The sequence below is a fragment of the uncultured Brevundimonas sp. genome, from assembly GCF_963975535.1.
Taxonomy (GTDB): Bacteria; Pseudomonadota; Alphaproteobacteria; order Caulobacterales; family Caulobacteraceae; genus Brevundimonas.
The window spans coordinates 77,418-92,596 of the sequence record NZ_CAXBHE010000006.1; the positions used below are offsets into that span (position 1 = coordinate 77,418).

The 15,179-nt window shown below is 66.9% G+C and carries 13 protein-coding genes and 1 tRNA gene; 9 read left to right on the plus strand and 5 right to left on the minus strand.

Annotated elements, in window-relative coordinates; all coding sequences use genetic code 11:
- Positions 1-2: 2 nt before the first annotated feature.
- From AACZ75_RS10095 to AACZ75_RS10105, 3 genes are all read right to left on the minus strand, one after another.
- Complete coding sequence (locus AACZ75_RS10095) at positions 3-218, minus strand: general stress protein (RefSeq protein WP_339872725.1); 216 nt, start codon at positions 216-218, stop codon at positions 3-5.
- 110 nt (positions 219-328) lie between these two features.
- Positions 329-505 (minus strand): hypothetical protein, encoded by a 177-nt coding sequence (locus AACZ75_RS10100; protein WP_339872726.1) that lies wholly within the window; start codon positions 503-505, stop codon positions 329-331.
- Between the two features lie 72 nt (positions 506-577).
- On the minus strand, positions 578-1,279 hold the full coding sequence (locus AACZ75_RS10105) for an MBL fold metallo-hydrolase (RefSeq protein ID WP_339872727.1): 702 nt from the start codon (positions 1,277-1,279) through the stop codon (positions 578-580).
- Between the two features lie 180 nt (positions 1,280-1,459).
- Here AACZ75_RS10105 and tig point away from each other — a divergent pair, with 180 nt between their 5' ends.
- From tig to AACZ75_RS10120, 3 genes are all read left to right on the plus strand, one after another.
- Positions 1,460-2,803, plus strand: a complete 1,344-nt coding sequence (gene tig / locus AACZ75_RS10110) for a trigger factor (RefSeq protein WP_339872728.1) — start codon at positions 1,460-1,462, stop codon at positions 2,801-2,803.
- A gap of 182 nt (positions 2,804-2,985) precedes the next feature.
- Positions 2,986-3,627, plus strand: coding sequence for an ATP-dependent Clp protease proteolytic subunit (locus AACZ75_RS10115; protein WP_339872729.1), 642 nt, complete (start codon positions 2,986-2,988; stop codon positions 3,625-3,627).
- Between the two features lie 112 nt (positions 3,628-3,739).
- Positions 3,740-4,060 carry a hypothetical protein gene (locus AACZ75_RS10120; RefSeq protein ID WP_339872730.1) on the plus strand — a complete coding sequence of 107 codons (321 nt, stop codon included), beginning with the start codon at positions 3,740-3,742 and terminating at the stop codon, positions 4,058-4,060.
- Between the two features lie 49 nt (positions 4,061-4,109).
- On the opposite strand, the gene AACZ75_RS10125 is transcribed toward AACZ75_RS10120, so the two are convergent.
- Positions 4,110-4,760, minus strand: a complete 651-nt coding sequence (locus AACZ75_RS10125; RefSeq protein ID WP_339872851.1) for an HAD-IB family hydrolase — start codon at positions 4,758-4,760, stop codon at positions 4,110-4,112.
- A gap of 201 nt (positions 4,761-4,961) precedes the next feature.
- On the opposite strand from AACZ75_RS10125, the gene clpX reads away from it, so the two are divergent.
- The 3 genes from clpX to AACZ75_RS10140 all read left to right on the plus strand — a co-directional run bounded on the left by clpX (position 4,962) and on the right by AACZ75_RS10140 (position 9,267).
- Complete coding sequence (gene clpX, locus AACZ75_RS10130; protein WP_339872731.1) at positions 4,962-6,224, plus strand: ATP-dependent Clp protease ATP-binding subunit ClpX; 1,263 nt, start codon at positions 4,962-4,964, stop codon at positions 6,222-6,224.
- Between the two features lie 429 nt (positions 6,225-6,653).
- A complete protein-coding gene (lon, locus tag AACZ75_RS10135; RefSeq protein ID WP_339872732.1) occupies positions 6,654-9,050 on the plus strand; it encodes an endopeptidase La in 2,397 nt (798 codons plus the stop codon).
- Between the two features lie 140 nt (positions 9,051-9,190).
- A tRNA-Val gene (locus tag AACZ75_RS10140) sits at positions 9,191-9,267 on the plus strand.
- A 66-nt stretch (positions 9,268-9,333) separates the two neighbouring features.
- On the opposite strand, the gene AACZ75_RS10145 is transcribed toward AACZ75_RS10140, so the two are convergent.
- Positions 9,334-12,513: an autotransporter domain-containing protein gene (locus AACZ75_RS10145; RefSeq protein ID WP_339872733.1), complete on the minus strand. Its 3,180-nt coding sequence runs from the start codon at positions 12,511-12,513 to the stop codon at positions 9,334-9,336.
- A 196-nt stretch (positions 12,514-12,709) separates the two neighbouring features.
- On the opposite strand from AACZ75_RS10145, the gene AACZ75_RS10150 reads away from it, so the two are divergent.
- The 3 genes from AACZ75_RS10150 to AACZ75_RS10160 are packed head-to-tail and all read left to right on the plus strand — an operon-like array spanning position 12,710 to position 15,162.
- A complete protein-coding gene (locus AACZ75_RS10150; RefSeq protein WP_339872734.1) occupies positions 12,710-13,600 on the plus strand; it encodes an SPFH domain-containing protein in 891 nt (296 codons plus the stop codon).
- Position 13,601: 1 nt separating this feature from the next.
- On the plus strand, positions 13,602-13,784 hold the full coding sequence (locus AACZ75_RS10155) for a hypothetical protein (protein WP_339872735.1): 183 nt from the start codon (positions 13,602-13,604) through the stop codon (positions 13,782-13,784).
- A 31-nt stretch (positions 13,785-13,815) separates the two neighbouring features.
- Positions 13,816-15,162, plus strand: a complete 1,347-nt coding sequence (locus AACZ75_RS10160; protein WP_339872736.1) for a glycosyltransferase — start codon at positions 13,816-13,818, stop codon at positions 15,160-15,162.
- Positions 15,163-15,179: the final 17 nt, after the last annotated feature.

Genomic DNA, 15,179 nt, shown 5'->3' on the forward strand with positions numbered 1-15,179 from the left:
CGCTAGTCGGTTTGCGGCTCCTTGCGGGCCCCGTGCGAGGCCTCGCCGCCCTTGCGGCCGGCCTGGGCGGCCAGGCTGCGATCCTGGGAAAAGCTGCGCTTTTCGCTGGGCACGCTGGCCCCGCCCTTGCGGGCAATCTCACGCTGACGCTCGGGGTCCATCGAGGCGAAACCTCGTCTCGAAACACCGGATGTCCGGGTGGGTTGACCTTCGGCCATGGTGCGGTCCTTTCCAGAAGACGATAACGGTTGTCATCTGAACCCGGGGGCTGGCCGGAGGTTCCGGGGTGCGACCAATCGGGCTGACGGCGGCGGCGATGCGGGTGCGGTCAGCGCCCCCCGGACGGCGGGGGCGGGATCTCGACGCCCGGATCGGGTTGGGGGCCGGGATCGAAGTCCGGCAGGTCGTCGGGTGAGCCGCCGGGGTCAATGTCGGGCCCGGGCGTGTCGGGCGGCAGGATCTCGGGCGGGGGCGCGTCGGGCCATGCGGGGGCGGGATCGGTCATGCGGTGTCCTTTCCCTCCTGTAACGCCACGCCCGCCCGGATGTTCAGTCGCTGTCCCGGTCGGGCTGCGGCGTCAGGATGGACCGCTTGCCGGACGGGCGATCGGCGCGCGCTGCATGGCGGCATCGGAGACGTAGGGGTTGTCGCGCCGCTCGGCCCCGAAGGTGGAATGGCTGCCGTGCCCGGGCACGAAGGTCACATCGTCGCCCAGCGGCCACAGACGGGTGGTGATGGCCGTGAGCAGATCGGTGTGGTTGCCGCGCGGAAAGTCGGTCCGGCCGATCGAGCCGCGGAACAGCACGTCGCCGACCTGGGCGAACCTGGCCGCGCGATTGAAGAACACGACATGGCCGGGCGTGTGGCCGGGGCAGTGCAGCACCTCCCACTCGGTCTCGCCGAGGGTCAGGGTGTCGCCGTGGGCCAGCCAGCGGTCGGGCGAGAAGCTGCGGGCGGTCGGCAGGCCGTAGGTGCGGCCCTGTTCGGGAATGCCGTCGATCCAGAATTGATCGTCGGGATGGGGGCCGATGATGCTGACGCCCGATTTTTCCTGCATCTCGGCGGCACCGCCGGCATGGTCGAGGTGGCCGTGGGTGATCCAGATGGCGTCGAGGGTCAGGCCGCGCCGGGTGATTTCCGCCAGAATCCGGTCGATCTCGGCCCCGGGGTCGATGACCGCGGCCTTGCCGGTCTTCACGCACCAGACGGTGGTGCAGTTCTGCTGCAGCGGGGTCACCGGGGTGACGAAGACGCCGATGGGGGACACGGACTGGTTCATGTCCATCACATAGGCGAGACCGACGGCCGGCGAAACCGTCGCCTGCGTTGACCTTTTCGGCCCTTCTCGACATAAGGGCGGGCTTCGAGCGCCGCTCCCCCCGGGGCGGCCTTTCTGCTTTATTCAATCCCCGCGCGCGCCAGACATTCCGGCGCTGCCCCAGAGCGTCAGATTCTGTCCATGCAAGTCGTCGAAAAGTCGAACGAAGGCCTCAGCCGCGTCATCGCGGTGACCATCCCCGTGACCGAGCTGAACGCCAAGCTCGACGCCAAGCTGAAGGAGGTCGCCCCGCAGATGAAGCTGAAGGGCTTCCGTCCCGGCAAGGTGCCGGCGGCGCACGTGCGCAAGACCTTCGGTCGCGAGATGATGGGTGAGATCATCAACACCGCCCTGAACGAGTCGAGCCAGAAGGCCCTCGAGGACGCCAAGGTGCGTCCGGCCGCCCCGGCCGACATGAAGCTGACCTCGGACATGGACAAGGTCATGGCCGGCCAGGAAGATCTCGTCTTCGAGATGGCCCTGGAAGTCATGCCCGAGTTCACGCCGGTCGATCCGACGACGCTGAAGCTGTCGCGCCCGGTCTATGAGGCCACGGACGCCGATCTCGACGAGGCGCTCAAGGAACTGGCCGGCCAGGCCAAGTCCTACGAGGACAAGAAGGGCAAGACCGTGAAGGCCGCCGACGGCGACGAGGTCACCATCGACTTCCTGGGCAAGCTGGACGGCGAACCCTTCGAGGGCGGTGCCGCCGAGGACGCCCAGCTGGTGATCGGCTCCAACCGCTTCATCCCGGGCTTCGAGGAGCAGCTCAAGGGGGCCAAGGTTGGCGAGGAGAAGGTCCTGAACGTGACCTTCCCCGAGGACTACCAGGCCAAGCACCTGGCCGGTAAGGCCGTGACCTTCGACGTCACCGTCAAGGCCATCAAGGCCGAGGCCGAAGCCAAGGTCGACGAGGAATTCGCCAAGCGCATCGGTCTGGAGTCGCTGGACAAGCTCAAGGAGCTGATGCGCGACAACCTGAACCAGCAGTACAAGGGGGCCGCCCGCTTCAAGCTGAAGCGCGCTCTGCTGGACGCCCTGGACAAGGCCCACACCTTCGCCCTGCCGCCCAAGATGGTCGATGCCGAGTTCGAGGGCATCTGGCAACAGGTGCAGGCCGACAAGGAAGCCGGCAACCTGCCGGCCGAGGACGCCAAGAAGTCCGAGAAGAAGCTCAAGGAAGAGTACCTCAAGATCGCCGAGCGTCGCGTGCGCCTGGGTCTGGTCCTCGCCGAGATCGGCCGCGCCAATGACGTCGGCGTCACCGACCAGGAACTGAACAACGCGATCATGGCCGAGGCCCGCAACTATCCGGGCCAGGAGCAGCAGGTGCTGGAATTCTATCGCCAGAACCAGAACGCCGCCGCCTCGATGCGCGCGCCGATCTATGAGGAGAAGGTCTGCGACCTGATCTTCGACAAGGCCAAGGTCAAGGACACGCCGATCACCAAGGAAGAGCTTCTGAAGGAAGACGACGAGGAATAGGCCGTCCCGACCGCTTTTTGACGACAGTGATCCCCGTTCCGGTCCCCGGAGCGGGGATTTGCTTTTTCCGCTGATGCCTTGCGTCAACGACTTGGCAACGCGATATCCTGTTCAACAGGGCAGCGGCCGGTGAGTCGCGCCAGACGCCCGTCCACGGGCAGCATCTCCGAGAAGGCCATCGAATGCGCGATCCGATCGATTTCATCCAGAGCAACCTCGTGCCGATGGTGGTGGAGCAATCCAGCCGCGGCGAACGCTCGTTCGACATCTTCTCCCGCCTGCTGCGCGAGCGGATCATCTTCCTGACGGGGCCGTTCGAGGACACGATGGCCTCGCTGATCTGCGCCCAGCTGCTGTTCCTCGAGTCGGAAAACCCGAAGAAGGAAATCAGCATGTACATCAACAGCCCCGGTGGTCAGGTGACCTCGGCGCTCGCGATCTACGACACCATGCAATACATCAAGAGCCCGGTTTCGACCGTGTGCATGGGCATGGCGGCCTCGGCCGGTTCGCTGATCCTGACAGCCGGGGAGCCGGGCCAGCGCATCGCCCTGCCGAACGCCCGCGTCATGGTTCACCAGCCTTCGGGCGGCTTCCGTGGCCAGGCCTCGGACATCGTGCGCCACGCCGAGGACATCGTCGAAACCAAGAAGCGACTCAACGAGATCTACGTCCATCACACCGGCCGGACCTATGAGGAGGTCGAGAAGACGCTCGACCGCGACCATTTCATGGATGCCAAACAGGCCAAGGACTGGGGCATCATCGACCACGTCTACGAGAAGCGCGAAGAGGCCGACAGCGACGGCATCAAGACCGTCTGATCCGGCCGGAATCACCGGATTCCAAGGGCGGGCGGGCCGGTGACGGCGCGCCCGCCCTTTTTGTGCGTTCAGGATGCGGTCGTCCGGGGCGGGATCGTGCTATGAGCAGCGCATGCAGTACGGACGTGACACCCGCGGCGTGGTCGAGATCGACGGCGACCTCTATGACTGGGAGGTGCGCCGGCAGCCCCAGCCGCAGGCTGACGGCACCTGGGACGGCATGGCCATCGCCCTGCGGCTGAAGGATTTCAAGCGCGAGGCGATCGTCCAGTTCCCGATGCCGACGCGTCCCAATGGACGTCCGGACCTGGAGAAGCAGCGCGTCAATATCGACGCCGTGCGCAATTCCGTCACGGCCGCCATCGAGGCCGGCTGGAATCCCACCTCACGCGGCAAGCCGGTGGTCTTCGACGTGGATGCGAACGGCCTCTAGGGTCGGTCGACGTCTGATCGAGCCCGCCCGGCACCGGAGCCGGCCCCCCTCAGGGCCGGGCCGTGAAGACCCGGAAACCCGCCTCGGCGGCGAAGGCCAGCATTTCGGTGTCGCCGCTGGTGTCGCCATAGGCGGCGGCCAGTTTCACATCGGCACCATAGGCGGCGCGCAGGCGGCGGACCTTCTCCTCGCCCCGGCAGTTGGGGCCGGTGAAGGCCCCGGTGACGCGACCGTCGCCGTCGAACGTCATATGGGTGCCCAGCAGGGCCTCGGCCCCGAGGCGGCGCGCGAACGGGGCCACGGTGATCTCGGGCGAGGCGGTCACGATCACGCGATGGGCCCCCTTGCGGCCCCAGTCCTGCCAGCAGGCGAGGGCGTCGGGCCGGATGAAGCGCGGCCAGATGTATTCCGCGAACCGTTCGGCCTCGGCCTCCAGCGTCGCGCGATCCACGCCACCGAGGAATTCGCGCACCGAAGCCGCCTTGATGCGCCCGCGGTCGCGGTCGCGGGCATAGTGGACCACGGCCGGGGCCAGGCGCGCCAGGCCGAGGGCCCAGCGTACGGGGCCGGCGCGCCAGCGCAGGAAGGCAGTGAAGCTGTCGCGAATCGTCAGGGTGCCGTCGAAATCGAAGGCGACAATCGGCACGCCCGGCGCGGGGGCGGGGTCAAGGGTCTGGCGAATCACCGGTTCGGTGCCCATGTCACGCATTCGCCGTGATCCCCATCGACTGTGAACATGGTCCGTTCTTCCTGGCTTGCCGGTCCCCGGTGGGCTTGTAGCCGCGGCCATGATGGGTGATTGTCAATTTTTGAAGACCTTCGCGCCTAGAGTTCAGGAATCAACGCGTTGGATACGCGCTCGGCCGCATACCGGGGCCGTTCGTCGGAGTGAGAAGGGTCTATGACCAAAGCAGCCAGCGGCGACGCTAAGAGCACTCTGTACTGCTCGTTCTGCGGGAAGAGCCAGCACGAAGTGCGCAAGCTCATCGCCGGTCCGACCGTATTCATCTGCGATGAATGCGTCGAACTGTGCATGGATATCATCCGCGAAGAGCACAAGATTGCCTTCAAGACGACCAAGGACGGCGTGCCCACGCCGAAGGAGATCCGGGACGTCCTTGACGACTATGTGATCGGGCAGAAGCACGCCAAGAAGGTGCTGAGCGTAGCGGTGCACAACCACTACAAGCGCCTGAATCACGCGGCCAAGAACAATGACGTCGAGCTGGCCAAGTCCAACATCATGCTGATCGGGCCGACCGGTTCGGGCAAGACGCTGCTGGCCCAGACCCTGGCCCGCATCATCGACGTGCCCTTCACCATGGCCGACGCCACCACCCTGACCGAGGCCGGTTATGTGGGCGAGGACGTCGAGAACATTATCCTGAAGCTGCTGCAGTCCAGCGACTACAACGTCGAGCGGGCCCAGCGCGGCATCGTCTACATCGACGAGATCGACAAGATTTCGCGCAAGTCGGACAATCCCTCGATCACCCGGGACGTGTCGGGTGAGGGCGTGCAGCAGGCCCTGCTGAAGATCATGGAGGGCACCGTCGCCTCCGTGCCCCCGCAGGGCGGCCGCAAGCACCCGCAGCAGGAGTTCCTGCAGGTCGACACCGCCAACATCCTGTTCATCGTCGGCGGGGCCTTCGCCGGCCTCGAGAAGGTGATCGCGGCGCGCGGTGCCGGGGCCTCGATCGGCTTCGGGGCCAAGGTCAAGGAGGTCGACGAGCGTCGCACCGGCGACATCCTCAAGGGGGTCGAGCCTGACGATTTGATGCGCTTCGGCCTGATTCCGGAATTTATCGGCCGCCTGCCGGTGCTGGCGACTCTGGAGGACCTCGACGAGGAGGCCCTGGTGATGATCCTGACCGAGCCGAAGAACGCCCTGGTCAAGCAGTACAAGCGGCTGTTCGAGATGGAGAATGTCGAACTGTCCTTTACCGACGACGCGCTCAATGCCGTCGCCAAGAAGGCCATCACCCGCAAGACCGGGGCCCGCGGCCTGCGTTCGATCCTGGAAGGCATCCTGCTGGAGACCATGTTCGAGCTGCCGACGTTCGAAGGGGTCGAGGAGGTCGTGGTCAATGCCGAGGTGATCGAGGGCAATGCCCAGCCCCTGCTGATCTATGCCGAGAAGAAGAAGGCCGACGGGGCGGCCTGACCGCCGTCGACATCCTGATACCGAGACCAGGCCCCGGGCACCGCGTCCGGGGCCTTTTTCGTGTCCAAGGCCCGGGCACCGACGCCGGTCGGGGTGGTTGCCTGGGGATGAAGCCCGGTATTGCCGCCGGGCACGGTGGACGATGCGGTCGTTCCGGGCCCCGGATCGTCCGCGGAATCCGCTCCTGAAGTCCCGCTGCGCATGAACCGTTCCGGATCAGTGGCGTCCGGCACCAGATCGTGCCGGGCCGTCAATACCGGCCCGATGGCGCGGCGATTTGTCGTTACGCTTGAACCGGGCGGCCCGCGACCCACATACTCCTGTGAACACCGTCGGAATCGACGGGTCGCCCTGACGGGGTCCGGCATCGCGCCGGGGGCCGCGGGGTGACGGGCCGGAGATCACCAATGGCCCGGGAAAGTGTGCATCATGACCGAGACCAAAACCCTGCCCGTCCTGCCACTGCGCGACATTGTCGTGTTCCCGCACATGGTCGTGCCGCTGTTCGTCGGGCGCGAGAAGTCCGTGCGGGCGCTGGACGAGATCATGCAGGGCGACAAGCAGATCCTGCTGGCGACCCAGAAGAACTCCGTCGATGACGATCCGGCCTCCGACGCCATCTATCCGGTCGGCGTGCTGGCCACCGTGCTGCAGCTGCTCAAGCTGCCGGACGGCACCGTCAAGGTGCTGGTCGAGGGCAAGAGCCGTGCGCGGCTGGTGAAATTCACCGAACGGACCGAATTCTTCGAGGCCGAGGCGGTCGAGATCCCCGAGGAGGCCGGTGACCCGTCGCAGTCGGAGGCCCTGCTGCGCGCCGTGGTCGAGCAGTTCGAGAACTATGTGAAGCTGAACAAGAAGGTGCCGCCCGAGGCCCTGAGTTCGATTCCGCAGATCGTCGAGCCGTCCAAGCTGGCCGATTCTGTCGCCGCCCATCTGTCGATCAAGATCGCCGACAAGCAGGCGCTGCTGGAGACCACGGACGTGCCCAAGCGTCTGGAGCGGGTCTATGGCCTGATGGAAGGCGAGATTTCGGTGCTGCAGGTCGAGAAGAAGATCCGTTCGCGCGTGAAGCGCCAGATGGAGAAGACCCAGCGCGAATATTATCTCAACGAGCAGATGAAGGCGATCCAGCGCGAGCTGGGCGAGACCGACGATCAGCGCGACGAGATCATGGAGCTGGAGAAGCGCATTCGCCGCACCCGGCTGTCCAAGGAGGCGCGCGTCAAGGCCGACGCCGAGGTCAAGAAGCTGCGCAACATGAGCCCGATGTCGGCGGAATCGACGGTGGTGCGCAACTACCTCGACTGGCTGCTGTCGATCCCGTGGGGCAAGGCCAAGTCGAAGCCGATCGACCTGCAGAAGGCCGAGGACATCCTCGAAGAGGACCACTACGGCCTCGAGAAGGTCAAGGAACGGATCATCGAGTATCTGGCCGTCCAGGCGCGCACCGGTGCGCTGAAGGGCCCGATCCTGTGCCTGGTCGGCCCTCCGGGCGTCGGCAAGACCTCGCTGGCAAGGTCGATCGCCAAGGCGACGGGCCGGGAATATGTGCGGATGTCGCTGGGCGGCATGCGCGACGAGGCCGAGATCCGCGGGCACCGCCGCACCTATATCGGCTCGATGCCCGGCAAGATCATCCAGTCGATGAAGAAGGCCAAGACCACCAACGCCTTCATCCTGCTGGACGAGATCGACAAGCTGGGCTCGGACTGGCGCGGGGATCCGTCCTCGGCCCTGCTCGAGGTGCTGGACCCGGCCCAGAACGCCAATTTCGGCGACCACTATCTGGAGGTCGACTACGACCTGTCCAACGTCATGTTCGTGACCACGGCCAACAGCCTGAACATGCCCCAGCCCCTGATGGACCGGATGGAGATCATCCGGGTCAGCGGCTACACCGAGGACGAGAAGGTCGAGATCGCCAAGCGTCACGTCCTGCCCAAGCTGCTGACCGATCACGGCCTGACGGCCGACGAACTGATCGTGCCGGACGACGCCATCCGCACCCTGATCCGCTACTACACCCGCGAAGCCGGTGTGCGGTCGCTGGAGCGGGCCCTGGGCAGCGTCGCCCGCAAGGCCGTGCGCGAGATGGCCAAGACCGGGGCGACCAGCATCACGGTCGACGAGGCCAAGCTGGCCGAATACGCCGGGGTCAAGAAATACCGCTATGGCGAGATGGACGAGGAGGACCAGGTCGGCATCGTCACCGGCCTGGCCTGGACCGAGTTCGGCGGCGACATCCTGACCATCGAGGCGATCAAGATGCCGGGCCGCGGGCGCATGACCGTGACCGGCAACCTCAAGGACGTGATGAAGGAGTCGATCTCGGCCGCCGCCTCCTATGTGCGGGCCCGGGCCCTGACCTTCGGGGTCAAGCCGCCGGTGTTCGAGAAGACCGACATCCACGTGCACGTGCCCGACGGCGCGACGCCCAAGGACGGCCCCTCGGCCGGTGTGGCCATGACGGTGGCCATGGTTTCGGTCCTGACCGGCATCCCGATCCGCAAGGATATCGCCATGACCGGCGAGATCACCCTGCGGGGCCGGGTCACGGCCATCGGTGGCCTGAAGGAGAAGCTGCTCGCGGCCCTGCGGTCCGGGGTCAAGACGGTGCTGATCCCGCAGGAGAACGAGAAGGACCTGGCCGAGGTGCCCGACAATGTGAAGTCGGGGCTGGAGATCATTCCGATCTCGACCGCGGACGAGGCCCTGAAATGGGCCCTGACCGGCACCCTGACGCCGACGGAGTGGGACGAGGTGGCCGATCCGCTGCCGATGCCGACCGCGCCCCTGTCCAGTGGCTCGGTGTCCGTCAGCCACTGATCCGGCGGCCGGCGAACGACAAGGACGCGGTCCGGGACAGCCCGGGCCGCGTTTTCGTTTGATCACCGGAACGGGGCGGCGGCCGAAAGCGTCTTGAACGGCCGGCTGCGGACGGGCATGACAGGCGGGCGTCTCTGGACGGGCGGCTAGCTCAGCTGGTCAGAGCATCTCGTTTACACCGAGAGGGTCGGCGGTTCGAACCCGTCGCCGCCTACCAGAACGTTCCACGAAAAAGGCCGCCGGAGCGATCCGGCGGCCTTTTGTGTTCCGGTCCGTGTCCGGCCTAGAAGCGGAAGCTGGCCCGCAGCAGCAGCATGTAGCGCACATAGTCCTCGATCAGCTCCGCGTCGGCGGTGATCGAGAGCATGCCCAGCTCGTTGCCGACGTTGAAGCGGAAGCCGACGATCGGACCGCCGCCCTTGATGGTGTCCGGCGTCAGGCGGAAGTCGGGGCCGCCGCTGGTGAAGCGGCCGATGGTCTCGCCCGGATCGACCGAGAGATTCTGGCGCCAGCCGACCCGGATCTCGGGGCGCAGCCAGCTGTTTTCGCCCATGCCCATGCCGATGTTGACGGCGGCCACGGTGGAGAACATGTGGCCGTCGCGCGCATCGATGTCGAGGTCGAAGCCGGCCCCGCCGCCGGTCTCGCTGCGGGCGTCCTCGCTGAGCGAGAAATATTCGGCATAGAGTTCGGGGCGGATGCTGAAGCGGCCGAAGCTGCGCTCGTAGGAGGCTCCGCCGGCCGCGGCCAGGGTGTAGCCGTTCCAGCTGGATTCGTTGCTGAGGTTGAGACCGCCGCCCACGAACTGGCGCTTGGCGTCGAAGGTGGCATAGCCAGCCGCCGCGCGGGCCCAGGTGGTCCAGTGCTGGCCCTGGGCGCGCCAGTAGAGGCCCAACTCCAGCAGGCTGGCCGACAGGATTTCCTCGGCTTCGGCCTCGGGGTCCTCAAGGTCCGACGAGGTGAAGGCCACCGTGACGCCGATCGCCCCCAGCTCGCCACCGCGCTCGACGCCGCCGGCGACGCCGAAGCCTTCGGAGCGGAAGCCGTAGGTGTCGGTCCGGTCCTTGTCGGCATAGAAATTGATCTCCTGCACCCAGGCGCTGACCTCGCCGGGCGCAGCCGAGGCATTACGTCCGGTCAGGGCCCGTGTGACGGCGTCAACGCCGCTGGCCAGCGACAGCAGCGGCCCGCCCGAGTGGTCGGGCAGGATCTGCTCGTACATGTCGATGAAGCCCGGACGGGCCGTCTGCGACAGGAAGGTCTCGCGCAGGGACGGGTCGGCGGTGCCCAGCGCTCCGTAGAAGGCGTCGAACATCGACGCTTCGACCGTGACAAGACCGGCCTCGGCCGCGGTCCGTCGGCGGGCGTCGACGTAGACTTCACGGGCCGCAAGGTCGGCCCCGGCGTCGATGATGAACAGATAGGGCGAGTTGTCGGTCACCGACGACAGGTCGATGGCCCCGTAGTTCAGCGTCGCCGCCTGGATGATGGTGAAGCGTTGCGGGGCACCGATCAGCGAGTTGAACTGGATGCCCAGACCCGCGCCGTCGGCCAGGGTGGCGGTGCCCGAGACGACGAACCCGGAGTGGGTCCCGTTGGCCGGGTCCAGCGTCACGAACAGATTGCCATCGGTGCCGATGTTGAGGCTGCTGATATTCGTCGGGGTCAGCTGGCGGGCGTCGAGCGTGCCGTTGCTGACGTTGATGTCGAGGTTCCCGCCCGAGTCGGAGATGGCACCGCGTACGACGGCCCCGCCGGACACGAGCAACTGGTCGACGCCGCTTCCAAACGCGATGTTGCCCCGGACGTCACCATTGCGGATGTCGACGACGTTGTTGCCGTTGCCGAGGAGGATATTGCCGGTGATCACGGGCTCGAGAAGATCGGGCACGCCGTCGTTGTCGGTATCCAGAATGAGGCCCGTGCCCGTGGTGACAACGCCTGTCTGCAGGATGGTCACGCCGGTGGTGTTGGCGCGGACGTCGATCGCCGTGGCCGTTCCGGTGATCGGGTCCCCCGCGGCGTTGGCCGTCAGGTTCGCCTGGATCATCCGGGTGTTGTTGATCGTGCCCAGGGTGCCGCTGGAGTCGCGGATCGCCGTGGTGCTCACCGTCGACCCGACGGCCGTGGCCAGGATCACCCCGTTGTTGGTCAGGACGGGAACCGAGGCCCCGGCGTCGATCTGCAGGGCGGTGGACTGGGTTGCCGCATCGGACGTGCCCCCGACCGAAATATTGCCGGCGTTGACGATCCGGGGCGTGGTGGCCCCCGCCGCCAGGCGAAGGCCGGTCGCATTGGCCTGGGCGGACAGGCCGGAGATCGTACCCTCGTTGCGGATGCCGCCGTCCACGGTGACGGTCTGGCCGCCGGCGACGCCGAAGACGACGCCGTTGCCCTGAATGCCGTCGTACACACCCTGGCCGGAAATGGTGCCGCGGTTGATGAAGCCGTAGGCCGAATCGCCGGTACCGGCGACGCCGAGGGTGACGGACCGGGTGGCCGAGCCGACGGTGACGGCTGGAGCCGCGCCGAAGCTGGTGACAAAGGCGGTCGTTTCGGTGGCATCCGGCACGCCGTCGCCGTCTTCATCCGCGTTGGCCGCGTCGGCGTCGACCGGGGGCAGGTCCAGCACCACGCCGCCGCTGACATTGCCGGCGATGATGACCGCCGAGCGGTTCTGCAGCAGGTCGTCCGGGTCGAGATGGGAGATGAAGGTCGCGGGCGGGCGGGTGGTGTAGCGATAGCCGGTCGACATCAGGTCGCCCTGGATAACGACACGGCCGGCCACATCACCCTCGAGCACCACGGCCGAGGTATTGGCCCCGAAGGTGGCCATGGTGCCGCTGAGCATCAGGTTGCCGGTGATGGTCCCGGTCGAGCGCACGCCGGTGGCATTGTCCCCGACGACGCGAATGCCGCCGAGGGTGGTCAGATTGCCGGTCAGGCCGGATTCAATCGAGATGCCGACGGCGTTGTTGCCGTCGACCAGCAGGGCGCTGGCATTGTTCAGCAGGATGTTGCCGGTGAGGGGCGTCGCGCCGACGAGGCGGATGCCGTAGCGACCGCTACCGGTGGCCCAGGGGCCGTCGGTGTCGCCGTCCTTGTCGTCGTCCGGATAGGCGTCGATATCGTCGCCGACAGTGATGCCGCCGCTGATCGTGATCGAGCCGGTATTGCCGCCGTTGACGAGGATACCCGTCGTGCCGTCGGCCGTTTTCGTCCCGCCGATCGAGCCGCCGGTGTCGACCGTGATGTTGTGGCTGGAGTCCAGCGTCACGAGATTGCCGGTCAGCACATTGAGTGCGCCGCCGCTGGCGATCCGGATGGAATCGGCCCCGGTCCCGGTGGCGTTCGACGTCTGGATCGGTGTCGTCCGGGTCGTCGAGATCACGATCTCGGCGTGAGCACCCGAGGCGATCATCAGGGGGGCGATCGCCACTGCGGTCGCGAGCAGTTTACGCATTCGAAAAAAACCCCTGGTGGACAGACGCGCAAGGACGCAGGTCACCTCTAACAGGGACTGCGCGTGCATGCCTCAAGTTTCGCGAATTTGAGGCGAATGCAAGGCCTAAGGACGTTTCGATGGCGAAACCCTGGCCGCCGCCCCTGTCAAAGTTGCTATCAAAGTGATATCATTTTTGCCGAAACAGGAGGGTGCAATGGGCAACGAACATTTCAAATCGGGCGAGCGTCCGGCACGGGTCATGGGCGGGATCGGCATGTTGCTGGCCGGTCTGGCGATTATCGTCGCCGGTCCCGTGATCATCGGCATGAACCTCGACGACAAGGTCGCCGTGCTCGGCGGGGTGGCGACCTCGGTGGCGGGATTGCTGTTCCTGACCGGCCTCTATTCGCTGCAACCCAATGAGGCGATGGCGATCATGCTGTTCGGGGCCTATCGCGGCACCGACCGGACCCCCGGCCTGCGCTGGGTCCTGCCCTGGTACAGTCGCAAGAAGGTGTCGGTGCGGGTCCGCAACCTGACCAGTGACAAGCTGAAGGTGAACGACAGGCGGGGCAATCCGATCGAGATCGCCGCCAATGTGGTGTGGCGGGTGGAGGACTCGGCCCAGGCCCTGTTCGACGTCGATGACTACCAGACCTTCGTCAACATCCAGGTCGATACGGCGCTGCGCGATATCGCGTCCCACTATGCCTATGACCATGGGGAGGAGGACGCGGAGCCGGAGATGACCCTGCGCGCCGACGCCGAGGATGTGGCCCGGCGCCTGCGCGACGAGCTGGTCGGCCGGGTCCGCGTCGCGGGCGTGGCCATCGACGAGGCCCGCCTGGCCCATCTGGCCTATGCGCCGGAGATCGCCGGGGCCATGTTGCGCCGCCAGCAGGCCGAGGCGGTGCTGGCCGCCCGGCGCCTGATCGTTCGCGGCGCGGTGGGCATGGTCGAGACCGCCCTGGCGGATCTGGGCCAACGCGGCGTGGTCGAGCTGGACGAGGACCGCAAGGCGGCGATGGTCTCGAATCTGCTGGTCGTGCTGTGTGCGGATCGCGACGCCCAGCCGATCGTCAATACAGGCACGCTGTACAGCTGACATGACGCGGACCCGTAAGCCTTTTCTGATGCGGGCCACGCCGGGCGTGATGGCGGCGGTCGAGCGATTGGCCGCCGCCGAGCTGCGTTCGGTCAATGCCCAGGTCGAGACCCTGCTGCGCGAAGCCCTGTCCCGACGGGGGATCCGGGTGACGGATAGTCCGCCGCCGACCGAGGACACTTGAGCTCGGCCGGTTCCGGGGCTACGGCGGCGATATGGTGAAGTCCAGACTGGCTACCGTCCGCCGCGTTCGTCGCATCCAGAAGCGCTCCATTCGCACGGGAAGCCGGCCGCCGACCGAGAGCGAGCTGCTGAGCATGGTCGGGGTCCAGGTCGAGGAGAGCGAACTCCGCCTGATTCCCGGACTGGACGAGGAGGTTTCGGAAACCCTGCGGCGGCTGCGGGCGTCGACGGTGGATGCCCGTCCCCGGCTGGTCGACACCACCATGCTGTATGCGCCCCGCTCGGGCGGGGTGAAGCGCTATCTGCTGTCGAAAAAGGCCTGGCTCGAGAGCCACCGGCCGGGCGTGGCCCACAGTCTGGTCGTGCCGGGGCCCCGCCACGAGGCCGGCGACGACGGCGTGATCAAATTGCACGCGACCAAGCTGCCGTTCGGGGACGGCTACCGTTGGCCGTCGTCGGTACGGCGCTGGGGGGCCTGGCTGGCGGCGCTCGAACCCTCGGTGATCGAGGCCGGCGATCCCTATACACCGGGGCAGGGCGCGCTGGAGGCGGGCCAGAGGGCCGGTTGCCCGGTGGTCGGTTTCTGCCATTCCGACCCGGCCGGCCTGGCGGCCCTGCATTTCGGCGAATGGGCCAAGAAGCCGGTCGAGAAGCGCTGGGCCCAGCTGTTCTCGCAGTTTGACCGGGTGGTCTCGCCCAGCCGGTTTATCGCCCGGCGTCTGGAGGAGGCCGGGGTGCGTGACATCGTCATCCGGCCGCTGGGGGTCGAGATCGACACCTTCCACCCCGATCGCCGCGATCGTGCCTGGCTACTGAAGAAGCTGGACCTGCCCGATTCGGCGCGGTTGCTGTGTTTCGCCGGTCGACCGGCGCGCGAGAAGAACATCGGCGTGCTGATCGAGGCGGTGCAGAGGCTGGGCGCGCCCTACCATCTGGTGCTGGTCGGGGCCGGGGCCGGCATGCCGGCCGAGGAGCGGGTCATCTCCCTGCCGTATGAGGCCAATCCCAGGGTGGTGGCGAAGATCATCGCCAGCTGTGACGCCTTCGTGCACGCCAATGACAAGGAGCCGTTCGGCCTGATCGTGCTGGAGGCGATGGCCTGTGGCCGGCCGGTGGTCGGGGTCAATGCCGGCGGCGTGGCCGAGACGGTCGACGAGACCGTGGGCCAGCTGGCGCGCAGCGCCGATCCCGGTGACTATGCCGAGGCGGTCGAGGCCCTGTTCCGGCGCGACATCGAGGCCATCGGCCAGGCGGCCCGGGCCCGGACCGTCGACCGCTTCGCCTGGAACCGCGTGTTCGAGGACCTGTGCACCGTCTATGCCGACGTCAGCGGCAAGGCGGCCTTCGCCGCCCCGGCCGGGATCCGGATCCTGCCCTAGAACAGGCGCTGGACAGC